Genomic DNA, 22,560 nt, shown 5'->3' with positions numbered 1-22,560 from the left:
GTTCCCACCCTCGCTACCCTTTGGCCACCAGCGCTTTCACGGCTTCCCGGGCCGTCTCCCTGAGGAGGTCCAGGTCCTCAAAAGCGGAGGGATGGATGGGCCGGCCCACGTGGATGCGGAAGGTGCCCGGGGTCACCCGCCATCCGCCCGCGGGGAGCATCCCGAAGCCGCCCGTGAGGCCCAGGGGCACCAGGGGGACGTCGGCGTCCTGGGCGAGGTTGAAGACTCCCTTCTTGAAGGGCAGCAGCTCCCCGTCCCGGGTGCGGGTGCCCTCGGGGAAGGCGGCGACGGTGGCCCCGTCGTGGATGAGGCGCGCGGCGCGCTTGAGGGACGCGATGGCCTTGGGCCGGTTGCGGCGGTTGATGAAGATGCACCCGCCCATCCAGCAGGCCGGGCCCAGCACAGGGATGAGCAGCATCTCGATCTTGGCCAGGTACACCGGATGGTTCGGCAGGTTGCAGGTCAGCATCATGGCGTCCAGGTAGGACGTGTGGTTGGCGATGTAGATCACCGGCTGGCGCCCCTCCCGGATGTCCTCGGGCAGGTCCTCCCACCCGTCGACCTCGTGGCGCACCCCCCAGATCCGGCCCATGTGGGCGAAGTAGATCTGGGCCACCCTGCCCATGGCCCGGCGGCCGCCCATGAAGGCCGCCATCAGGAAGCCCGCCACCGTGAAAACGAAGAGCATCAGGAAGGCGTACATCAGCACCAGGAAGGGCTTGAGGAAAGGCCTTTTCATGGCGCGGCGACCACCTCGGCCGACTTGATCCTCACCGCGTATTCAGGGACGTTCTGCATGCCCTTGCGCATGATGGTGTTCACCTTCTCGATCTTGTCCACCGCCTCCATGCCCGCGACCACCCGCCCGAAGGCGCAGTAGCCCGCGCCGGCCGCCGTGGCGTCCTTGTAGTCCAGCATGGCGTTGTCGGCGGTGTTGATGTAGAACTGCGCGGTGGCCGAGCCCGGGTCCTCGGTGCGGGCCATGGCGATGGTGCCCCGTGTGTTCTTGAGGCCGCCCTGGAGGGTCGCGGCCGCCTCGTTGGGGATGGGCTCGTGGACGGGCTTTTCCGTCAGGTCCGGCAGCATGCCGCCGCCCTGGATCATGAACCCGGGGATCACCCGGTGGAAGACGGTGCCGGCGAAGTGGCCCTCCTGGACGTACCGGAGGAAATTGGCGACGGTCTTGGGCGCCAGGGCGGGCTCGAGCTCCACCACGAGAGGACCGTAGCTGGTGACGATCCGGACGCGGGGCTTGGCCGGCGCGTCCGGGGCCTGGGCCAGGGCCGGGAAGGCGCAGAGAAGGGCGGCGAGGAGGAAGGCTTTCATGGTCGACTCCAGTGGATATTCTAAGTGATTTATTCGTTATGGATGTCAACGAAGGGTCCCAGGTTCCCCATCTTGCTATGCTTTTCGCATGCCGACCTTCGATTTCCCCACGTGGTTCCTTTCGGCGATGCTGGCCCCCTTCGGGCTGGTGCTGGGTTCCTTCGCCAACGTGCTCATCCACCGCCTGCCCCAGGAGGCCGAGGCCGACCGGGACGTGGTCAGGCGCCCCAGCCACTGCCCCAGTTGCAAGGCCCGCATCCGCCCCTGGCACAACATCCCCCTCCTGGGCTGGCTGTGGCTGCGGGGCCGCTGCGCCAGCTGCGGCTGGCGGATCCCGGTGCGCTACCCTCTGGTGGAGCTCCTGGGCGGAATCATCCTGGCCGGATCGGTGTGGGTGTTCCCCTTCGGCACCCTCATCTGGCTCAAGGGGATCGTGTGCGGCTTCGCGCTCCTGGTGCTCTTCTTCACCGACATCACCGAGTTCATCCTGCCCGACGCGGTCCAGTTCCCGCTGATGGTCCTGGGGATCCTCTTCACGATCCCCCAGCTGATCTGGCCCCTGCACCTCACCTCCGTCTGGGCCCCCGGGCTCACCATCCTCCGCGTGGACACCTTCGCCAACGCCCTCCAGGCCGCCCCCTGCTGGAGCCTCATGGGCCAGCGCGTGACGTGGCAGGACAGCCTGCTGGGCCTGGCCATCGGGTACGGCGTGCCCTGGGCCCTCAACCTCGTCTACCGCCTCATCCGCAGGACCGACGGCATCGGCATGGGCGACTTCAAGATGCTGGCGTGGCTGGGGGCCTTCTGGGGCTGGGCGCCGATGCTGGGGATCCTGTTCGGGGGGGCACTCCTGGGGAGCGCCGTCGGGGTGCCGCTGCTGCTGATGAAAAAGGCCAAGGCCCAGACGATGCTGCCCTTCGGCTGCGGGCTGGCGCTGGCGACGCCGGTGGTGGTGTTCTACGGACCGGCGCTGTGGATGGCCTACATGGGGATGGTGCGCTAGCTGTGCAGCATCCGGCGAGGCAACCCTGCTTCCAGCGCGACACCCCGGCCGCGATGCTCGATCCGCTTGTGGTCCCAGGGCTGTAGGCCTGGGGTAGAAGGGGCGGGGCTCGCCGCATCGAATTGTCCATTCTCCACGGGCGGCCCGTTACCTGCCCTGTTATTTGTCGTTCTGGAGAAAGAACGATGGGCAAACGAGCCTAGAGATTGATCCAACAACCCAACATTAAATAAGATAAAAGCCGCACTCAATTGAAATGACCAATAACGACTGCGCGAAGAATGGAAGTCGCCAAAAACAATGCCCCATACCAATACAATTAATGAATGGAAACCCACCGCCCGTAACGATAGAGATAATTGTCAATTGCTTGATTCTTGACCTGCTTATGGACACGTCATTCCTTCCCGATCGGGTAATTTATCACTTCCGGCCGTGCCGACCCGCGGCCGCTACCCGCCTTGTTCATTATTATAATTTTGTGAAATTAATTTCAAAATCATTTTAACTATACACTCCAAAAGATCACAAAGCCCACACACAATCGTAATACCTAGAATTACCTGCTTATACAATGGAAGAACAAGATAACAATGGGCCAAGCCTAGAGCACCCATGTAGGCTTGGTAACCGCCTGCAGCTATTGCTATGATTGCAAGCTGTAAAATACGTGATCGACTTATGGCCATTCGACACTCCAAACCATTTGATTTCCCATGCCTGGTTGGCACTAGACCATTGCGCAAAAAAACCATGGGCAATTCGTTTCAAAAAGGCATAAATGAAATATTTTAGATGGCGATGTGTTCATGATATTTCGACACGGAGCCTAATACCTGACTTCGGGTTTTGCACCTACGCAGGAAATGTCTGAATAATTTTGAATCGCGCGGTGGTTTGTTTTCCAATTTTCTTCGTTTTTCCGAAAAGCGTCCCTAAGTGATACCCCTCCAGCCACGGAAGTCGGCACGAGCCCTGCAAATCCCCCAATGACCGCTCCGCCGAGTGCACCTGCGCCCAAGGCCGTCGTGGCCCCCACCGGGCCCCCAAACAATGGGTTCTTCACGGATTTCCGGGGAAGGCCGCACGGATCTTGAGGAAGAAGTAGGCCTCATCCCGGTACCCATAGGCGATCCGCTTCAGGACCTTGATCTTGTTGTTGATCCCCTCCAGGATGCTGGTGTTCAGGTGCCACCGGCAGTGCGAGAGGATGTCCTCGATCCGCTTGGCCAGGTTTTTCGCAAAACGTACCAAAGGCGGCAGGCCGCTTGAGGTGGCCATGGCCAGCCAGTTCTCCCAGGCCTTCCGGGCCCAGCCCTCTCGCTTAAAGCCCCACAGGGCCTTAAGGGCGTCCTTCATGACGTAGGCCGTCATGAGGGCTTGGTTCGCCTCCAGGAGCGCGTTGAGCCTGGTCTTGCTCTCCCGGTTGGGCAGGTTCTCCCAGTTGCCCAGCAGGAGCCACTTGGCCCCCTTGATGAGTTCCCGGGCGGCCTTGTCGTCCCGGCACCGATTGGCCTCGTTGACCCGGATTCGGTCGAGCACCTGCTTTCCGAAATTGGCCAGGACATGGAACTGGTCCAGGACGATCTCGGCATTGGGGCAGTGTTGGCGGACTTCCGCTTCGAAAGTGGGGGACATGTCCATGGCCACCGCCGCGATCTTGCGGCACCGCCGCTTGCCGAGCCATTCGAAGAAGGGCCTGATATCCGCCTTGCCCCGGCCTTTGCCCACCCAAAGCACTTGGCGGGTTTCGGTATCGACGAACACCGTGGCGTAGCTCTGCCCCTTATGGAGGGCGAACTCGTCCATCATGAGCAGCCGGACCTTGCCTGGTCTGGCTGGCTCCAGCGTGCGCTCCAGATAGGCCTTGTCGATGTCCTTCACTGTGCCCCAGTGGAGGCCATAATGCTCGGCAGCCCGCTTGATGGGCATGACCTTGCACATGCGGGCCACACTCTCGGCCATGCGGTTGGTGACCCGTGCATAGGGTTCCAGCCAGTCCAGGGCCTCCAGCTTGGGTCCGCAGGCAGGGCAGGCCACCCGGGCACGCCAGACCACCAACACGGTATCCGCGTCGAACACGGGCAGGTCCCGGATCTCTCGCTGGGACCAGTCGTGCACCGCTGAAACCTTGCGCTGGCAGCCGCTGCAGGTCCGAGGGTGGACACCGAAGCCGAGCAACTCGATCCAGACCTGGGCGCGGGTACCCTTCTCCCCCGGTTCGAACCTTTCCACGGTTCCGACGCGATGCCCTTTCCATCCGCCCAAACGGGCAATAAGCTCCTTGGTAGGCAGCAGCGGCCTCCTCTCATCCTGGTTTCTCGACAACTCCAAGATGCCTGAAGTCCACTGCTGCCGACCTGTTACCCGATGAATCCGGCAATCTCGATCGAAGGGCCTATCGCCGAGGCGCCGAGGAGCCGAGGATCGCCGAGGAATAAAAAGAAGATCTTTTCTCGGCGAACCTCGGCCCCTCGGCGCCTCGGCGATAAGCTTTTCGTTTCAACTTACCTGGATGACGGGCTCAGAACGGCCCCTATCGACCGGACCCGGCCTCCTCGTCAGCACCAAGCTAAAGTGAGTGTGGGTCGGCGCCACCCCTCAAATCCGTGAAGAACCAAACAATGTCCCAAGAGTCCCAAGGATTTCTCCCCCCTTCACGGCACCACCCCCTGCACCTATCAGTACCGCTGCCCCAATCGACTTCAGATAGCGGTTAAGTGCTTCACAGTCAGCCTTGTTCTTGCCAGCATCATTGGCAATCGCCAAGTTATTGATGATCTGCCTATTTGCTTGCGCCTGCGCGTCCACCTGACCCGAACCGTCGTTCAAGCCACCGTGGTTCCCCATGGGATCAACGCCACTCACCCACGTTCGGACGATCTCACACCTTACGCCTGTGCCGGCACTTTCGGTTCCGTGCTCACGCCGCCGTTCAAGCTCCGATTGAGCCTCGGCTTCATTTGTGGTGGCCATGGTGACTTGGCCCCGACAGACGATCTTGTATACCCAGAACCCACCGGGAGCAAATCGAATGGAATCCCCCTGGAGAAGTCGGTGGCCCTCTGCGCTGGCCGATGGGTCGGAGGCGAACGTCGTCGTCCAGGCCTGCGCTCCCTCCGAGGCGATCGTGATCTTCTGTACCCTCGAAAGGGTTGCATTCACCCCGCTTCCTTCGGGACTCCACTGGATGGACGTCGAAATCAAGGTCTTCCCCGAACCGTCCTCCAAGACATCCTGTTGAGGAACCCCGTTGCCGAAATTCAAGGCGTCCGCCGGAAGGGTGATCAGATGAAAACAATCTGGGTGCCCCGTGTCCAAATCCCACCGGTTCTCCACCTTGATGGTCATGGGGACTGAACCATCCGGAAAAGCCCGCATCCAGCGTATGGATCGGTGATTCGAGTCGGTGTCCACCGCGCGGACTTCGGAAACCCCCCTTACGTAATTCGTGGCGGCGCTGTAATACGTGGAATACAGGAAGGAAGTAACGACTCCCATCGGGTCGGTGATCGACTTCAGTTCGGCTGCGTTGTCATCGTAGGTGAAACGCCATGTACGGTTGGGGGAGTCGGTGATCCAAGCCTCCGGAGAAACAGTTGGGGTCACGGATGGCGAGCATCCGGAATCCGCCCAGCTTGGCTGGGGCAACGCAGCGCAGCTTCCGATTGCCAGGGAACCCGGCGTGCATAGAAGGCCCGCATCCATCTGGCCGACAATGAAAAGGCGATCATGGGCGGGGAGCGAAAATCCTGCAGGACCGCGGGAAGGCGGCCCCCCGTAACCCTGGATCAAGGCCGAGGGGGCATGAACCCCAACGAAATCCACGCGGCAGAGGTCCGAAAGGAAGGTGATGCTCCCGGGGTCGGCCCACCTCACGACCACGCCCTGGGAATGCTGATTCAACGCGGTGACCTTGGTGATGGACTTGAAGCCGGGCGGTATGCCGGTCGTGGAGCGCTCCCATTTGAAGGTGACGCAATGGCCGGACCGGTCTGTCCAAATCACCGGCAACCATGCCCCCTTTTCCGCCGCGTAGCAATAGACACGGGCGAGACGCTCATCCAGCACGATACGGAAGGATCCCAGATGCTCACCCTGCCCGCCGAATCCCGAGGGGGCCAGCCCTGGCATCAGGTTCTGGCACTGCGCTCCGAGTCCGGCCTCGCTGGTCGTGCATTGTAGACAGGTCGCGGTGGAATCCACTCGGACGCCTTGGAGGGCGGCCGACGCAAACCCGAAGGCCTCGGGCAGGTTCAACGCGGCGCCCAGGCCGGGGTCGCCCGCAAGGGCCGTCCATCGGGGATCCGGGATCTGCTTCCCGGTCTCCAGAACGACCATCCCCCGGCCGGAAGGGGCCCCGGGCATGGACGAAACCGGAGCGTCGCCGTAGAGATTGTCGGTCAGATAGCCGAAATGGATTCCCGCGGAAATCGGCCAATCCATCCGGCACCGGACGACCCGGGCGGCGCAGCGTTCCCCTTCGTTTTCCGTGTGCCCCCACAGCCTGGCCTGCCACGTCGCGTCGAACCCGAAGCTTACAGGAATCGGCACCTCCCCTGGAACGGCGGAGATGGGCATTGCGAACGTCAGATTCCCATTCTGGAGCGTGGTCCTCCACCCGCTTGCCCGAAGGTCGACTTCGGCCGGCATGATGCCGTTGGCGGACACCTGGGCGACCAGATTTCCCGTTGTTAGAAGCATATAGAAAGAAAATAAGTCTATTAAATATTTGTTCATTCTAAAATCCAGTGCGTGTTTTTCACAAACCAGTCTAGCTCCCTCCAAACCTTTGGCAAGGGGTTATCGGCGATCTGGTTCGATCACCGTTGCACCTTGTCGATGCGGAAACGTGCCGCAGGAGCCCGGCACCCTCGCGAGGACCCTTGACCCTGGGTCCCCAAGGAAATCCGCGGCGCGCTAGCTTTGCTTCCGCCGGAAGACGAACGTCTCCACCCGGCTCCCCTCCTTGCGGGGGATCTCCAGCCGGACCCGCATCGTATCGCCGTCCCGGACGTAGTCCAGGGTCGCGCCGCCGGGTTCGTTCACGAAGCGCGCCCGGCCGGGGGCGGCCTCGGCCACGCGCCAGCGCAGGGGGGTTTCCTCCCGGGGCTTCAGGCCCGGTCCGAAGTGGCGCATGGTGAGCCAGGGGCCGTCGGCCTCCTCCGAGAAGGAGAGGAGCTCCATGACCAGGATCCGGCCGCCCTTGAGCTCCCGGTACATGCCCTGGAGGTTGCCCTGCGCCGGGGCGCTCCAGGTCTCCTCCTGGAGGACGCCGTCCGCCTCGCCCACCCAGGCGCCCTCCAGCCACGCCAGGCGCGGCAGGGAGGGCGCCTGGGCGGCCAGGGCCGTGGCGAGGAGGAGGGCGGGAAGGAGGCGCATCTAGGCCAGGGCGGCCCTGAGGGCGGCGAAGGCTTCGGGCAGGCCCTGGGGCTTCGTGCCGCCGCCCTGGGCCAGTTCCTTCTTGCCGCCGCCGCGGCCGTCCACGAAGGGGGCCATGGCCTTCAGGAGGGCGCCGGCGTCGGCGCCGCCCACCAGGTCCAGGGACACGCTCACCAGGATGGCCAGCTTGTCCTCGGCGAGCCTGGACGCCAGGGCGATGACGGCGCTGCGGTGGCGGGTGCGCACCTGGTCCATCATCTCGCGCAGGGCGGGACCGTCGATGCCCTCCACGGAAAGGGTGACCACGGTGCGGCCTCCCACCTGCTCCACCTGCTCGGCGGCGCCGCCGGAGCCGGCGGCCTTGAGCTTGGCTTCCTTCAGCTCCCGCTCCAGCTCGTGGATGCGGGCCTCCTTGGCGGCGATGACGCCGCCCAGGGCCTCGCGGGGGGTGTTCACCTGGCGGGCCAGGGCGCCCAGGAGGTGCTCGTCCTCCTGGAGGCGGTGCAGGGCCGCGGCGCCGGCCACGGCCTCCAGGCGGCGCACGCCGGCGGCAACGGCGCCTTCGCTGACGATCTTCACCAGGCCGATCTCGCCGGTGTTGGCGACGTGGGTGCCGCCGCACAGCTCCCGGGAGAACCCGGGCACCGAGACGACCCGCACGGTGTCGCCGTACTTCTCGCCGAACAGCGCCATGGCGCCGGCGGCCAGGGCCTCCTCGATGGGCATGACCTGGCTGGTGGTGCGGTAGGCGCCCAGGGTCTGCTCGTTGACGAGGCGCTCGATCTCCAGCACCTGGTCGGGCTCCAGGGGGGCGAAGTGGTTGAAGTCGAAGCGGAGGCGATCGGCGTCCACCACGGAACCGGCCTGCTTCACGTGGGTGCCCAGCACGTCGCGCAGGGCGGCGTGGAGCAGGTGCGTGGCGGTGTGGTGGGCCCGGATGCGGGCGCGGCGCTCGGCGTCCACGGTGGCCAGGACCGTCTCGCCCTCGCGCAGGGCCCGGCTGCCGGAGACCGCCACGTGGTGGAGGTGGCGGCGGGGGGCCGGCGCCGTGGTATCGGTGACCTGGCAGGTGACTCCGTCGGCCCGCAGGACGCCGGTGTCCCCCACCTGCCCGCCGCTCATGGCGTAGAAGGGGGTGTGGTCCAGCAGGACGAAGCCCGTGCCGGTGAGCTCCTTCACGCGCCGGCTCCCGGCGTCGAAGAGGGCCACCACCTTGCCCTGGGCCTCGGTGACGTCGTAGCCCAGGAAGGCCGTGGCGCGCAGGTCGGCCAGGGCGGCGAGGTCCCCGCCCAGGCGGATGTCATGCACCTTCATGGCCGCGCGGCCCTTGGCCTTCTGCTCGCGCAGGGCGGCGTTGAAGCCTTCCAGGTCGCAGGCCAGCCCCCGCTCCCGGCACCAGTCCTCCACCAGGTCCACCGGGAAGCCGAAGGTGTCGTAGAGCTTGAAGATCTCGGTGCCGGGGATGGCGCCGGAGGCGGTGTTGAGCGATTCCAGCTGCTTGAGGCCGGTGGTGAGGGTGAGGCTGAACTGGTTCTCCTCGCGGGCGAGGGTCTTGGCGATGCGGCTCAGCTCCCCTTCCAGCTCGGGGTAGGCGTCGCCCATGGCGGCGAAGACGGAAGGCGCGAGTTCGGCGAAAAAGCGGCCCTCGATGCCCAGCTTGCGGCCGAAGCGCAGCGCCCGGCGGATGATCTTGCGCAGCACGTAGCCGCGGCCCTCGTTGCTGGGCACCACGCCGTCGTAGACCATGAAGGTGGCGGCGCGGATGTGGTCGGCGATGACCTGGCTCGCGGTGCGGTTGGTGGTCTCGGCGCGCTGGGCGGGATCGACCTTGGCGCGCTTCCAGATGGCCTCGAAGATGGGCCTGAACAGGTCGATCTCGTAGTTGCTGTCCACGCCCTGGAGGATGGAGGCCACGCGCTCGAGGCCCATGCCCGTGTCGATGCTGGGCCGCGGCAGGGGCTTGAGGTTGCCCTGGGCGTCGCGGTCGTACTGCATGAAGACGAGGTTCCAGATCTCCATGACCCGGTCGCCCTCGCCGTTGGGGAGGTCGTCGCCGGCGTACTGGGGTCCGCGGTCGTAGTGGATCTCGCTGCACGGGCCGCAAGGGCCGGTGTCGCCCATCTGCCAGAAGTTGTCCTTCTTGCCGAAGGCCAGGATGTGGTCGCGGGGCACGCCCGCCTTGGCCCACATCTCCCGGGCCTCGTCGTCGGCGGGGACGCCGTCGGCGCCTTCGAAGACGGATACCCAGAGGCGCGAGGCGTCCAGGCCCAGGCAGCCCTTGTCGACGGGCCCCGTGACCAGTTCCCAGGCGTAGGCGATGGCGTCGGCCTTGAAGTAGTCGCCGAAGCTGAAGTTGCCGAGCATCTCGAAGAACGTGTGGTGGCGGGCGGTGAAGCCCACCTGGTCCAGGTCGTTGTGCTTGCCCCCGGCCCGCAGGCACTTCTGGGAGGTGGCGGCCCGGGTGTAGTCGCGCTTCTCCTTGCCCAGGAAGAGGTCCTTGAACTGGACCATGCCGGCGTTGGTCCACATCACGGTGGGATCGTCGGCGGGGCCCACCACGGAACTGGAGGCGACCACGCGGTGGCCGCGGGAGGCGAAATAGTCCAGGAAGCGCTGTCGGAGTTCGGAGGTTTTCATGATCCCACTTTCTAGTGACGGAAATGCCGGGTGCCGGTGAAGAAGAGCCATACCCCCAGGCGCTGGGCGGCCTCGATGACGTCCTTGTCGCGCAGGGAGCCGCCGGGTTCGATGATGGCGGAGACCCCGTGCGAGGCGGCCAGTTCCAGGCCGTCGGCGAAGGGGAAGAAGGCGTCGGAGCCCAGGATGGAGCCCCTGGCGCGGTCGCCGGCCTTGCGGCAGGCGATCTCCACGGAGTCCACCCGACTCATCTGGCCCGCGCCGATGCCCACGGTGCCTCCGTCCCGCACCAGGACGATGGCGTTGGACTTGACGGCCTTGGCCACGGTCTGGGCCAGGATCATGTCCTCCACCAGGGGCTTGGGGCCCCTGCCGGTGGCCTTGACCTGCCACTGCTCGACGGGGGTGAAGGCGTCGTCGGGGCGCTGCACCAGGAAGCCGCCGCCGATGCTGCGCAGGTCCAGGCCGTGGGCCGAAAGGGGCCAGGTGGCGGGGGTTTCCAGGAGCCGCAGCTGCTTCTTGGCGGCGAAGAGGCCGAGGGCCTCCGGGGAGAAGGCCGGGGCCATGACCACTTCCCAGAAGCTCTGGACCATGGCCTGGGCCACCTCCACGCCCACGGGGCGGTTGAAGGCGGCGATGCCCCCGAAGGAGGAGACGGGGTCCCCCGCCTGGGCCTTCAGGAAGGCCTCGAGCACGTGGGGCCCGCGGCCCACGCCGCAGGGGTTGTTGTGCTTGACGATGACGCAGGAGGGGGCCGCGAACTGGAAGACGGTGCGGGCCGCGGCGTCCGAGTCCAGGAGGTTGTTGAAGCTCAGCTCCTTGCCCTGGAGCTGGCGGCAGGCGGCGATGCCCTCCTCCGGGGCCCCGGGGCGCACGTAGAAGGCGGCGGGCTGGTGGGGGTTCTCGCCGTAGCGGAGGGTCTGCTTGGCCTCCAGGCCGATGCTGAGGCGCTCGGGCAGGCCCTCCCCGAGGGCGCCGGAGGCCATCCAGGCGCTGATGGCGGCATCGTAGGCCGCGGTGCGCTGGAAGGCGGCCAGGGCGCAGGCCCGGCGGTCCTCCAGGGACCAGGTGCCTTCGGCCAGCTTCGCCAGGAAGGTCCCGTACTGGGCGGGATCGGTGAGGACGGTGACGGTGGCGTGGTTCTTGGAGGCGGACCGGAGCATGCTGGGGCCGCCGATGTCGATCTGCTCGATGCACTCCTCCGCCGTGGCCCCGGCCCGGGCCACGGTGGCCTCGAAGGGGTAGAGGTTCACCACCACCAGGTCGATGGGGCCGATGCCCAGGCGCTCCGCGTCGGCCGCGTGGGCCGGGTCGTCCCGGCGGAACAGGAGGCCCCCGTGGATCCTGGGGTGGAGGGTCTTCACCCGGCCCCCGAAGGCCTCGGGAGCGCCGGTGTAGTCGGCCACCTCCCGCACCGGCACGCCGGCGTCGGCGAGGGCCTTGAGGGTGCCCCCGGTGGCCAGGAGGTCCCAGCCCTGGTTCACGAGGCCCTTGGCCAGGGGCAGGAGACCCGTCTTGTCGTAGACCGAAATCAGAGCCGTAGCCATGGCATTCCCCGGAAAGATCCATTCTTTCACGGAGAAGCGAAGGGGAAAACCCCGGAAGGGCGATAGGATGCAGGGCAGAGTTAACGGAATTAGCCAATCCGGCCGATCAGGATCAAAAAAGGAGGTCCCCGTGGACGTTCAGGTGGAGGTCCAGTTCACGATCCAGCACACCATGGAGGAGCTGAAGGACCAGTTCGTCCGCCGCGGGCACATCCCCGACTGGCACGTCATCGACGCGGAGACCCGGCCCCAGCTCTTTTTCGAGACCCGCATCGTCTCGTTCAACCTGTCCTCGGAGGAGGACCGGCGGGCCTGGTTCGTGTTCAGCCTGGAGGCCTGCGGGGAACTGCGCAAGCGGGTCCACATCCGTAATGTGGTGCCTTCAGGGGTGACGATCGACATCCCGAACTTGGTGGAATTCCTCAACTTCTGCCGAAATTGCCTGATCGCCACCCCGGGCGCGCCCTAAAGCACCCCTGGTCCGTTCCACCCCTTTGCCTCATGCTTGAAGGCCTGACTCGGGAAAAGCCATGCCGACACTTAAAATCAACGACATCGAGGTGAAGGTCGAGCCCGGGACCCTGCTCCTGGACGCGTGCGCCCAGGCCGGATACCCGGTGCCCAGCTACTGCTACCACTCCGCCCTGACGCCCGTGGCCACCTGCCGCATGTGCCTGGTGGAGATCAAGGGGCAGCCCAAGCTCGCCACATCCTGCACCACCGTGGCCGGGGACGGCCAGGAGGTCTTCACCAACTCCAAGGCCGTGGCCGACGGCAGGGCCGGAGTGATGGAGTTCCTGCTCATCAACCACCCCCTGGACTGCCCCATCTGCGACCAGGCCGGGGAATGCAAGCTCCAGGACTACAGCTACCAGTACGGCAGCGGCGACAGCCGCATGGTCGAGCCAAAGCGCCGCTACCGCTACGAGGACCTGGGCGCCAAGATCGTCATCGACAAGAACCGGTGCATCCACTGCACCCGTTGCGTGCGCTTCACCAAGGAGATCTCGGGCACGGGCGAGCTCATCGTGGCCAACCGGGGCTCGGAGCTGGAGGTCACCACCTACTCCGGGCGCACCATGGACGAGAACCCCCTGGCGGGCAACGTCGTGGACCTGTGCCCCGTGGGGGCGCTCACCAGCCGCGACTTCCGCTTCAACAAGCGCGTGTGGTACCTCAAGCCGGTGCCCACCATCAGCCGCCACTCCCCCATGGCCAACCCCATCTGGGCCGACGTGGACCAGAACCGCCTCTGGCGCTTCCGTCCCCGCCCCCAGGGGACGAAACTCTCCACCCAGTTCATGCTCGACGCCGAGCGCCTCGCCTGGCACCGCTACGACCTGGATCCCGCGACCCGCCTCGTCACGCCGCTCCTGGGCGGCGCGCCCGCCCCGGCCGAGGCCATCGCTGCGCGCCTTCGCGAGGCGGGCTCGGTGGCCGTGGCCGGCCAGGGCACCTTCGGCTGCGACGCCGCCCAGCGCCTGGGCGACCTCGCCTCCAGCCCCGACCTGCGCTACGGCACCGGCGACCGCCTGGAGCAGGTGCAGTTCCCCGCCCTGCAGCTCAGCGGCGACGGCATCTTCAATCGCCGCGGGTTCTCCGAGCGGGGCTTCCGCTTCGGTCACCTGGACGAGCTCCTGGCCCGGGTGAGGAGCGGCGAGGTGAAGGCCGTGGTCCTGCTCCACGACGCCGAGTTCTCCAGCCGCGCCGAGACCGCGAAGCTAGCCGAGATCCTGGAGGCCGTGCCCTTCAGCCTCCTCCTGGAGCCCATCCCTTCCGACCTGCACGGCTCCGCGCGCCTTCCGGTGGCCACCTACCTGGAGGAGAGCGACTTCGTGATCAACCACGAGGGCGAACTGCGCCGCTACCAGAAGGCCCTGGAACCTCCCAGGGGCGTCAAGACCCTCCCCGCCTGGGCCCGGGAACTGGCCGGCGCGATCCACGGAGTCAACGTCTAAGTGTCCGGCATTCTATTGATGGTCTATGACGCCGAGGACCACCGGTGCCGCCGCATGGTGGACTGGGTGGGGCGGCATGACCGGGACGGCCTGGTGGTGACCTTCCCCTACCAGAACGGCGAGCTGGTGCGGGTGGCCCCCGAACTGGCCGGCCTGGAGTTCCCCGGGGAGGTCTACACCCTGGACCTGGACAGCCGTGTGGTGCGCGGAGGCGCCGCCATGGCGCCGGACCTGCTCCGGCGCCTTCCGGGATGGTCCTGGGCCCAGGGGCCCGCGCGGATTCCCTGGGTGGCCCGGCTGATCATCGGGATCATTCGCCGCTGACGGCGAGGCGATAAATTGGATATCCTTTCACCCTCGTGAAAGGCTTCGCCATGCCGGACCTCAACGCCAAGGTCACCCAGCGCAAGGATCTGGCGCCGGGCCTGATGATCATCCGGGTGAAGCCCGACGGCTGGGAGCTGCCCCCCTTCAAGCCCGGCCAGTTCGCGGTGCTGGGCCTGCCCGCCGAGGCCCCCCGGAGCCCGGGCGCCCTCCCCGAGGAGGGCAGGGACGCCTTCCCGCGGCGCGCCTATTCCATCGCGTCCTCCTCCCTGGACCGGGACTTCCTGGAGTTCTACATCGTGGAGGTGCCCGGCGGCGCGCTGACGCCGAGGCTCTTCGCGCTCCAGGAGGGCGACCGCCTTTGGCTGGGGCCCAAGCTCACCGGGCTGTTCACCCTGGACCAGGTGGCCCCCGGGCGGAACCTGGCCTTCATCGCCACCGGCACGGGCCTCGCCCCCTACATGTCCATGCTGCGCACGCACCTCGCCTCCGAGCCGGACCGGAAGTTCGCCGTGGTCCACGGCGCCCGCTACGCCAGCGACCTGGGCTACCGGAACGAGCTGTTCCACCTGGAGCGGGACCACGCGAACTTCACCTACCTGCCGGTCCTCTCCCGCCCGGAGTCCGGATGGCAGGGCTTCAGGGGCCACCTGCAGGACTTCTGGGCCGGCGGCGACCTGGAGAAGGGCTGGGGGCTCAGGCCCGCGCCCGGGGACACGGACTTCTTCCTCTGCGGGAACCCGGGGATGGTGGAGGCCATGCTGGGCATCCTGCAGGCGGAGGGCTTCCGGGAGCACACGAAGAAAGAGCCGGGACAGGTCCATTTCGAAAAGTACTGGTGACATCGCCCAAGGGGCGGATGCGGCGCCTTGAGGCGCTTTGTGGCACTTTGCCGTTTGCCGTCCCGGGGCCTTCCCTGGAAGAGTGGGCGTGTTCCAAAAAAACGGCTGACCGGCCCTGTCCGCAATCATTTTTACCTCAGAAAGGAGGACTCCCATGCGGAGGTTGTTCATCGTGGTCTTCCTCGCCTTCGCGGCGCTTTTCGCCGCCTCGGCGACCCAGCCCCCCAGCACCCTCCAGGTGAAGGGGATGGGCTGGGGCAAGTGCCCCTGCGACATCGTGCTCAACGACGGCGACTACTGGGGCGGTTCGATCTGGCTCACGCTGGACGGGAAGGAGTTCCTGGAAGGCGTCTGGTCCGGGCAGGACGGCACGGACACCTGGGCCGGGCCCGGCGAAGCCTTCGGAACCGGGAAGAACGGCGTCTATACCTACGCCTTCAACAAGCTCCCCGACGGGACCTACGCGGACACCTTCGTCGCGCACATCCCCATCGCGACCTTCTCCCTCCCTCCGGGCCTCATGGGCTTCGGAACCTACCAGGGCCCCCACCACATCGTCTCCGGCACCGGGCGCTTCAAGCACGCCAAGGGGATGATCGCGGTCAGCGGCACCTACGTCTGGGGCCCCGCCGCCGGCGGGACCGTGGAGGTGGGCTACTTCTCCCCTGAATACACAGGGTTCATAAACAACGTCCTTCCGGCGAAATAGGCTCCCGCAGGTCAGGAGGAACCTCCCGGCTCTCCAGCCACCGGTCGATCTCGACGGCATATGCGTAGACCGATCCCTGTTTCCGGTGCATGTGGCGGTGCACCGGGAGGTTCTCGCTCTTTTCCCACCGCTGGGCGGTGGCGACGCTGACACGGACGTAACTGGCGATCCCCTTCCAGGAATCCAGGCAATCGCCAGGGTGCCGCGCTTTCACGACGAGCGCTGCCTGCGTTTCGGGGGGCATCGGGCCTCCTCGGAAGGGCCATTGCAATAAATGCTGCATTGCTTTTATACCTGCAAAGATTGGCTTCGCCCGCCTGCCTGTCAAGGGCGCAAAAAACCGGTTGATGGGTTTTTGATGAACGGGAAAAACGGGCGCCCGACCAGGCTATATCTGGGGAAACACAGCCAGCCCCTGATCCAGCCCCCCCTAGAAGGCGACGCCCACCCCGAACGTCCACATGCGCTGGAATTCCTGTCCCGACCCCTGGGCGCCCAGGTAGCCGGCGACGTCGCCCACGGAATTGATGTTCACCGGCTTGTCCTTCGTGATGGGCTGCTGGTAGCTGGCCGCGAAGTAGGGATTGATCACCGGCAGCGGCAGGCTGTAGCGGATGCCCACGCGCAGCCAGGGGCGGGCGAGGTTCTTCGTCTGCTCCGCGCCGGCGAGGGTCAGCTTGTAGTTCTGGAAGCGCTCCATGACGCCCAGCTCCCCGGCGAGACCCGTGAAGGGCACCCAGAACTGGGCGTTGAGGCCCAGGCCCAGGCCCGACTGCTTCAGGCGGCTGTCCACGGTGGCGGCGCCCTGCTGGACCTGGCCGTCGGCCTTCCACTGGGAGAACTCGGCGCCCCACTCCAGCTTCAGGACGGGGCCCACCCGGACGATACGGTGGCTGGCGGTGAAGGTGAAGCCGCTGCCGGTGTCCAGGCTCTTCTGGCGGATCAGGGTGCCGGTGCCCTGGATGAGGGTCTGGGGGAGGTTCTGGCCCTGGGGGAAGGGCACGTCCAGGCGCAGATCCCAGGCCTGGGCGGAAAGGGGGAGGGCCAGGAGGGTCAGGGCCAGGGTCTGGGTCAGGTGCATGGGGGCCTCCGGAAACGCTTCCCTAGGATGCAGCAAAGGGGGTGGGGCTGGAAGTTTCTTGAACAATTCGCATGAAAGGGTGTCATGTTTTTGACTTGACCCTTTTCCCACACCATCTAGGCTATTTACAACTCAGAAAGTCCTGATGACCCCACTCCCCCGCCTCCACTGGTCCACGCTCGGCGAGCCCACCCTGGGGCTCGAGAACCGCTGGGCCGGCGCATGGGAAATCACGCTGGACCGCGCAGGCGCGCCGGCCCTGCCGCCCCGGGAGACCGATCTGTGGGTCATCACGGCCTCCGCCCCGGAACCGCCGCCCGCCCTGGTGAGGGCCGGCGCGGAGGCGGGGGCGCTGCCCATCCTCCTCCTGCTCCCGCCCGGGACCGACGGCGTGCAAGCCCCTTCGCTGTTCCATTGGAGCGCCCTGGGCTCGGTGCGCTGGGGGCCCATGCAGGACCTTCCTCCGGTGCCGGGGCTGCGCCCGGCCACCCTGCCTCCGCTCAACCTCACGGTCACCCAGGCCCTCGCGCTCGGCCTGGTGGGCATCGGCGCGGCCATGCAGGAGGTGCTGGCCAAGGCCAAGGCCGCCTCGGCCACCCGCGCCACGGTGCTCCTCCAAGGGGAGAGCGGCACCGGCAAGGAGATCATCGCCCGGGCCATCCACTCCATGAGCGCGCAGGCCGACCTGCCCTTCGTGCCCGTGCACTGCGGCGCCATCCCGGACAACCTCATCGAGTCCGAGCTCTTCGGCTACACCAAGGGCGCCTTCACCGACGCCCGCAAGGACGCCCCCGGCAAGTTCCGGGAAGCCACGGGCGGCACCATCTTCCTGGACGAGGTGAGCACCATGCCCCTGGGCGCCCAGGTGCGCCTGCTGCGGGTCCTCCAGGAACGGGAAGTGCAGCCCCTGGGCGGCGGAGGCCCCGTGAAGGTGGACGTGCGCGTGGTGGCGGCCACCAACTCCGACCTGTGGCAGCGGGTGCAGGAGGGCTCCTTCCGGGAGGACCTCTTCTACCGCCTGGAAGTGGTGCCCATCACCCTGCCCCCGCTGCGCGCGCGCCGGGAGGAGATCCCCTTCCTCGCCCAGCATTTCCTCAACCGCAAGGCCCGGGAGCACGGCCTCTATCCCAAGGCCATCCACCCTTCGGTGGATTCCCTGCTCATGGCCATGCCCTGGAGCGGCAACGTGCGCCAGCTTGAGAACGCCGTGGAGCGGGCCATCGTGCTCTCCGCGGGGCGCCCCGTGCTCACGCGGGAGGACTTCACGTTCCTGGCGGACCGCATCCCCGAAGGCCGGGAGATCGTCCAGTCCCTGCCCCCCATGGAGTCCTACGCGCCTTCCGGCGTGGTGTCGGCCGCGCAGTCCATGGACCTGCCCGCCGAGGGGGTCGACCTCAACCAGGTGGTCTCGGACGTGGAGAAGAAGCTCATGCTCCAGAGCCTCCAGGTGACGCGGGGCAACAAGAAGCGCGCGGCCGAGCTCCTGGGCCTCAAGCGGACCACGTTCCTGGAAAAGATGAAGCGGCTGGACCTGGAGGACGTCGCGCCGGACGGTGCCGAGGCCTGATAACCTAGTCGGATGGATCATGCATCTCCCCACACCCGCTGGCTGCTCGAGGTACCGGGGGCCGCGGAGGACCGCCTGGGCGACTGGCTCACCGAAGGGGGCGCCACCGCCACCTACCGCGAGGCGGACCCCCCCCACACCTTCTTCGCCTATTTCCCTCCGGGCCTGACCCCTCCCGACGCCGGAGGCCTGGCCGCCTTCGGCGCGCGCCTGCTCCGCGAGGAGCGCTTCGAGGACGAGGACTGGCTGGCCAAGAGCCGGGAGGGCTTCGGCCCCATCGAGGTCGGCCAGGGCTTCTACATCCGCCCGCTTTGGGACGCCAGCCCGGCTCCCGGCGGCCGCACCCCCATCGTCGTGAACCCGGGCCTCGCCTTCGGCACCGGCGGCCACGAGACCACCCGCCTGTGCATGGCCCACCTCGAGGAGCTGGCCGCGGCGGGCCGGCTCCAGGACCCGGTGCTGGACATCGGCGCGGGCACGGGCATCCTGGCGCTGACCGCCTGGCTCTGCGGGGCCCGGCGCATCGCGGCCCTGGACAACGACCCCGACTGCGGCCCGGCCATGGACGAGTTCATGGTCCTGAACGAGGCCGTCCTGGGCGGCGCGCGCCCCTTCACCCACTACGTGGGCCTCCTGGACGACCCCAGGGCCGACGGCCCCTGGAACACCCTCCTCGCCAACATCCTCCTGGAGACCATCCAGGACCTGCTGCCCCGCATGGCCTCCATCGCCGCGCCGGGAGCCCTGCTGGTGGCCTCGGGCATCCTGGCCGAGCGCCAGGACGAGGCCCTCATCAGCCTCGCGGCCTACGGCTTCCGGCCCCTGAAGGTGACCACCGAGGGCGCCTGGGTGGCCATCCTGGCGGAGAAGCTCCCATGAACCGTCAGGACCAGCCCATCGGGGTCTTCGACTCCGGCATCGGGGGGCTGACGGTGGTGCGCGCGCTGCGCAGGCTCCTGCCCGAGGAGTCCATCGTGTACCTGGGCGACACCGCCCGGGTGCCGTACGGCAACAAGTCCCACGCCACCATCGAGCGCTATGCCCTGCAGGCCGGGACGATCCTGGGCCGCCACAAGCCCAAGCTCATGGTCATCGCCTGCAACACCGCCTCGGCCCACGGCCTCGGGGCGCTGCAGGCCGCCGCGCCCTGCCCCGTCATCGGCGTGATCGAGCCGGGGGCGGAGGCCGCGAGCCTGGCCAAGGGGCCCGTGGGCGTCATCGGCACCCTGGCCACGATCCAGTCCGGCGCCTACGACGACGCCATCCGCCGACGGAACCCCCAGGCCGTCATCCACAGCCTGCCCTGCCCCCTCCTGGTGGGCTTCGCGGAGGAGGGCTGGCTGGACGACCCCATCACCGACGCCATCTGCCGCCGCTACCTGAACCAGATACCCTTCGAGGTGCGCACCATCGTCCTGGGCTGCACCCACTACCCCACCCTGCTGCCCAGCCTGAACCGCACCCGCCCGGACACCACCTGGCTGGACAGCGGCGAGCTCGCGGCGAAGGCGGTCGAGGACCTCCTGCGGGGCTCCCTGGGCTTCCGCACCGCCAGCGCCCGGGGCGACCTGAGGATCCTGCTCACGGACGCCGGCACCCGCCTCCAGGAGGTCGGTGAGCGCTTCCTGGGCGAGCCTCTGGACTCCGTGGAGCTCGTGGAGCTCTGATGCTCCTCCAGGACTCCCTGTCCCGCGCCCTGGTCGAGTACCTCACGGGCACCGTGTCCAGCTACCAGCGCCGGGTCCCCAACGACCCGGAGCTGCTGCGCGCCGTGCTGCGGCCCGGGGACGTGATCCTGGTGGAGGGCGACACCCGCATCAGCCAGATCATCAAGTACCTCACCCAGAGCTCCTGGAGCCACGCCACGATGTACATCGGGGACGCCCTCCTGCGCTGGGGCGGACCCGAGGCGGACCGGGCCCTGGACCGGTACGGCCCGGAGGCCGCGCGCCTCCTCATCGAGAGCGACCTGAAGGACGGCGTGCGGGTCGTGCCCCTGGCCATGTACCTGGACTGCAACCTCCGCGTCTGCCGGCCCCAGGGACTGCGTCCCGGGAGCCTGGACCGCGTGATGATGGAGCTGCTGACACACCTGGGCGTGCGCTACGACCAGCGCAACATCTTCGACCTGGCCCGGTACCTCTTCCCCTTCCATCTCGTGCCCCGGCGCTTCCGGCCGCGCAGCCTCTACCTGGGCAGCTCCAGCAGCCGCGAGGTGATCTGCTCGGCGCTCATCGCCAAGGCCTTCTACCGCGCCGGCATCACCATCCAGCCGCCCCTGGGCGAAGGCGCGGGGCCCCAGGTCCGCCACCCCAGCTACATCATGCCCCGGGACTTCGACCTGTCGGCCAACTTCCAGATCCTCAAGTTCGGGCCCCCGCGGCCCCTGCTGGAGACCGCGGCCCCCTGGGACCTCACCTGAAGACGTTCTGGTTCGGGTTGCGCTCGTCCATCTCCAGCCACAGCCGCTGCATGCTCAGGAGCCGCTCCGGGTAGTCCAGGCCGAGGGCCTCGTCCTCGGGGTCCAGGGCCATGGGATCCTCGATCCACTCCGGGGGGAATTCGGGAAAGATGGCCGGGAGCAGGGTGCGCGGGAAGCCGCGCACGCTCAGGTTCCGGATGCCCGGGGTGTCGATGAGGGTGCCGCCGGTGGCGCAGGGCAGCCACCGCGCGCCGGTGGTGGTCTGGCGGCCGGTGCCGTAGCGGCTCATGTCCCCCGTGCGCTGGTTGAGGCCGGGGGCCAGGGCGTTGATGAGGGTGCTCTTGCCCACGCCGCTGTGGCCCACCAGGGCCACCGTGCGGCCCTTGAGGAGCCCGGCCAGTTCCGGGAGGCCCGCGCCCGTCACGGCGCTGGTCTCGATAATGGGCAGGTTCTGGGCCCGCAGGGGGTCCAGTTCGGGGAGGGTGTCCTTGCTGGAGGCCCGGTCCCGCTTGGTGACGATGATGCGGAAGCCCAGGCCCGAGGCCAGGGCCAGCGTCTGGGCCCGCTCCAGGAGGCCCGGGCGCAGGGGCGGATCGACCACCGCCGCGCACACCCAGAGCTCCTCCGCGTTGGCGCAGATGAGCTGCCAGGGCTCCCGGTCGTCGATGCCGCCGCGCTTGAGGAGCGTGCGCCGGGGCAGCACGGCCACCACCTGCACCTGGGGGAGGTCCGGGTCCTGGGCCTCCAGGGGCACCGGGGAGAAGCGCACCCGGTCGCCCACCACCAGCTTCACCCCCTTGAGCTTGCCGGCCAGGGTGGCGCGGATGGGCGTGCGGTCGTCCAGCTCCAGGTCCACGATCTGGCTGTGGCGCCACACCAGCGTGGCGGCCTCCAGGTGGGCCCAGGGGGCCGCGTCGGGCAGCAGGAGCATGGAGTCGGAATCGTGGGATTCCGCCTCGGTGGTCAGGCGCTCGGCGGACTGCTGGCGGCGCTTGCTCTGGGCCTTGCCCTCCCGCGCGTAGGCGTCGGGGCTGTCCAGGTCGTGGGCGTCCCGGCTCTGGCCCAGGCGGTACTTGCGTCCCATCAGGCCCGCCCCGCGAACTCCCGGGTCTCCACGGCCACCTTGACCTTCTCGCCCTCCTTGATGAAGAGGGGCACCTTGATCTCGATGCCCGTCTCCAGCTTGGCGGGCTTGAGGACGTTGCCGCTGGCCGTGTCCCCCCGGGCGCCGGGCTCGGTGTAGGTGACCGAAAGCTCCACGTGGGTGGGCATCTGGAGGCCGATGGGATTGCCGTTGTACTTCTGGATCTGGATGATGGCGCCCTCCACCAGGAAGTCCAGGGCGTCGCCCCGCATCTCGTCATCCAGGGTCAGGGTCTCGAAGGACTCCTGGTCCATGAAGTGGGATCCGTCCCCGTCGGAGTAGAGGTAGGAGGCCTGCACCATCTGGAGGTCGGGCTCCTTGAACTTGTCGCCGGCCTTGAAGGTCTTGTCGAAGACCGCGCGGGTGAGGAGGTTGCGCATCTTGAGGCGCACCAGGGTCTGGCCGCCGCGGGCCGTGGGGGTGGAGATCTCCACGTCCAGGCAGTGGAAGGGGGTGTCCTCGAATTCGAAGAACATCTTTCGTTTTACGGCGATCGCTTCGATCAGGCTGGCCATGGCTTCCTCGGGGATAAAGAATTTCACATTGGCGCCCCCGTCGACAGACCCGTCCCGGAGACCGCTCAAGGGGAAATAGTGCCATGATCCGGGCAAAACCCCC

Annotated in this window: 21 protein-coding genes; 10 read left to right on the top strand and 11 right to left on the bottom strand. The window is 67.2% G+C overall.

Annotation, left to right across the window (positions count from 1 at the left end; genetic code table 11):
* Positions 1–13 precede the first annotated feature (13 nt).
* Together ACZ5MC_RS01800 and ACZ5MC_RS01795 are read right to left on the bottom strand one after the other, a co-directional pair.
* Positions 14–739, bottom strand: a complete 726-nt coding sequence (locus tag ACZ5MC_RS01800; protein ID WP_306598546.1) for a lysophospholipid acyltransferase family protein — start codon at positions 737–739, stop codon at positions 14–16.
* The gene (locus ACZ5MC_RS01795; protein ID WP_306598545.1) at positions 736–1,326 is read right to left on the bottom strand and encodes a peptidylprolyl isomerase; all 591 of its coding nucleotides are present in this window, start codon (positions 1,324–1,326) and stop codon (positions 736–738) included. Before ACZ5MC_RS01795 ends, ACZ5MC_RS01800 begins: the two co-directional genes overlap by 4 nt.
* Before the next feature lie 88 nt (positions 1,327–1,414).
* Here ACZ5MC_RS01795 and ACZ5MC_RS01790 point away from each other — a divergent pair, with 88 nt between their 5' ends.
* On the top strand, positions 1,415–2,329 hold the full coding sequence (locus tag ACZ5MC_RS01790) for a prepilin peptidase (RefSeq protein ID WP_306598544.1): 915 nt from the start codon (positions 1,415–1,417) through the stop codon (positions 2,327–2,329).
* A 1,062-nt stretch (positions 2,330–3,391) separates the two neighbouring features.
* Here the strand turns inward: ACZ5MC_RS01790 and ACZ5MC_RS01785 are convergent.
* From ACZ5MC_RS01785 to purH, 5 genes are all read right to left on the bottom strand, one after another.
* Positions 3,392–4,564 (bottom strand): ISL3 family transposase, encoded by a 1,173-nt coding sequence (locus tag ACZ5MC_RS01785; protein ID WP_464516900.1) that lies wholly within the window; start codon positions 4,562–4,564, stop codon positions 3,392–3,394.
* Positions 4,565–4,930: 366 nt separating this feature from the next.
* Positions 4,931–7,069 carry a hypothetical protein gene (locus ACZ5MC_RS01780; RefSeq protein WP_464516899.1) on the bottom strand — a complete coding sequence of 713 codons (2,139 nt, stop codon included), beginning with the start codon at positions 7,067–7,069 and terminating at the stop codon, positions 4,931–4,933.
* A 180-nt stretch (positions 7,070–7,249) separates the two neighbouring features.
* Entirely contained in the window at positions 7,250–7,711 is a 462-nt protein-coding gene (locus ACZ5MC_RS01775; protein WP_306598542.1) for a DUF6265 family protein, read from the bottom strand.
* Positions 7,712–10,348, bottom strand: coding sequence for an alanine--tRNA ligase (gene alaS / locus ACZ5MC_RS01770; RefSeq protein ID WP_306598541.1), 2,637 nt, complete (start codon positions 10,346–10,348; stop codon positions 7,712–7,714). It lies immediately after the preceding gene.
* An 11-nt stretch (positions 10,349–10,359) separates the two neighbouring features.
* A complete protein-coding gene (purH, locus tag ACZ5MC_RS01765) occupies positions 10,360–11,895 on the bottom strand; it encodes a bifunctional phosphoribosylaminoimidazolecarboxamide formyltransferase/IMP cyclohydrolase (protein WP_306598540.1) in 1,536 nt (511 codons plus the stop codon).
* A gap of 130 nt (positions 11,896–12,025) precedes the next feature.
* Here purH and ACZ5MC_RS01760 point away from each other — a divergent pair, with 130 nt between their 5' ends.
* The 5 genes from ACZ5MC_RS01760 (at position 12,026) to ACZ5MC_RS01740 (ending at position 15,728) form a co-directional block, all read left to right on the top strand.
* Positions 12,026–12,364 (top strand): hypothetical protein, encoded by a 339-nt coding sequence (locus tag ACZ5MC_RS01760; protein ID WP_306598539.1) that lies wholly within the window; start codon positions 12,026–12,028, stop codon positions 12,362–12,364.
* Positions 12,365–12,425: 61 nt separating this feature from the next.
* Positions 12,426–13,853 carry an NADH-quinone oxidoreductase subunit G gene (locus tag ACZ5MC_RS01755; protein ID WP_306598538.1) on the top strand — a complete coding sequence of 476 codons (1,428 nt, stop codon included), beginning with the start codon at positions 12,426–12,428 and terminating at the stop codon, positions 13,851–13,853.
* Entirely contained in the window at positions 13,854–14,177 is a 324-nt protein-coding gene (locus ACZ5MC_RS01750) for a thiol-disulfide oxidoreductase DCC family protein (protein ID WP_306598537.1), read from the top strand. It begins immediately after the preceding gene.
* A gap of 35 nt (positions 14,178–14,212) precedes the next feature.
* The gene (locus ACZ5MC_RS01745) at positions 14,213–15,019 is read left to right on the top strand and encodes a ferredoxin--NADP reductase (RefSeq protein ID WP_306598536.1); all 807 of its coding nucleotides are present in this window, start codon (positions 14,213–14,215) and stop codon (positions 15,017–15,019) included.
* A gap of 154 nt (positions 15,020–15,173) precedes the next feature.
* Positions 15,174–15,728 (top strand): hypothetical protein, encoded by a 555-nt coding sequence (locus tag ACZ5MC_RS01740; RefSeq protein WP_306598535.1) that lies wholly within the window; start codon positions 15,174–15,176, stop codon positions 15,726–15,728.
* Here ACZ5MC_RS01740 and ACZ5MC_RS01735 read toward each other — a convergent pair.
* Together ACZ5MC_RS01735 and ACZ5MC_RS01730 are read right to left on the bottom strand one after the other, a co-directional pair.
* Positions 15,700–15,972, bottom strand: coding sequence for a hypothetical protein (locus ACZ5MC_RS01735; protein ID WP_306598534.1), 273 nt, complete (start codon positions 15,970–15,972; stop codon positions 15,700–15,702). The genes ACZ5MC_RS01740 and ACZ5MC_RS01735 overlap by 29 nt on opposite strands.
* Before the next feature lie 186 nt (positions 15,973–16,158).
* The gene (locus ACZ5MC_RS01730; protein WP_464516898.1) at positions 16,159–16,809 is read right to left on the bottom strand and encodes a hypothetical protein; all 651 of its coding nucleotides are present in this window, start codon (positions 16,807–16,809) and stop codon (positions 16,159–16,161) included.
* Between the two features lie 145 nt (positions 16,810–16,954).
* Here ACZ5MC_RS01730 and ACZ5MC_RS01725 point away from each other — a divergent pair, with 145 nt between their 5' ends.
* The 4 genes from ACZ5MC_RS01725 to ACZ5MC_RS01710 are packed head-to-tail and all read left to right on the top strand — an operon-like array spanning position 16,955 to position 20,798.
* Entirely contained in the window at positions 16,955–18,376 is a 1,422-nt protein-coding gene (locus tag ACZ5MC_RS01725; protein ID WP_306598532.1) for a sigma-54 interaction domain-containing protein, read from the top strand.
* 12 nt (positions 18,377–18,388) lie between these two features.
* Positions 18,389–19,255, top strand: coding sequence for a 50S ribosomal protein L11 methyltransferase (locus ACZ5MC_RS01720; RefSeq protein ID WP_306598531.1), 867 nt, complete (start codon positions 18,389–18,391; stop codon positions 19,253–19,255).
* On the top strand, positions 19,252–20,043 hold the full coding sequence (gene murI / locus ACZ5MC_RS01715; protein WP_306598530.1) for a glutamate racemase: 792 nt from the start codon (positions 19,252–19,254) through the stop codon (positions 20,041–20,043). The genes ACZ5MC_RS01720 and murI overlap by 4 nt, the downstream gene beginning before the upstream one ends.
* Entirely contained in the window at positions 20,043–20,798 is a 756-nt protein-coding gene (locus ACZ5MC_RS01710; RefSeq protein ID WP_306598529.1) for a YiiX/YebB-like N1pC/P60 family cysteine hydrolase, read from the top strand. Before murI ends, ACZ5MC_RS01710 begins: the two co-directional genes overlap by 1 nt.
* Here ACZ5MC_RS01710 and rsgA read toward each other — a convergent pair.
* Both rsgA and efp read right to left on the bottom strand, forming a co-directional pair.
* Positions 20,791–21,882, bottom strand: a complete 1,092-nt coding sequence (rsgA, locus tag ACZ5MC_RS01705) for a ribosome small subunit-dependent GTPase A (RefSeq protein WP_306598528.1) — start codon at positions 21,880–21,882, stop codon at positions 20,791–20,793. The two genes, ACZ5MC_RS01710 and rsgA, sit on opposite strands and share 8 nt — an antisense overlap.
* Positions 21,882–22,457, bottom strand: a complete 576-nt coding sequence (gene efp / locus ACZ5MC_RS01700; RefSeq protein WP_306598527.1) for an elongation factor P — start codon at positions 22,455–22,457, stop codon at positions 21,882–21,884. Before efp ends, rsgA begins: the two co-directional genes overlap by 1 nt.
* Between the last annotated feature and the right edge of the window lie 103 nt (positions 22,458–22,560).

The organism is Mesoterricola sp. JemC181, assembly GCF_055384585.1.
This window is presented reverse-complemented; position numbering and strand designations above follow the sequence as displayed.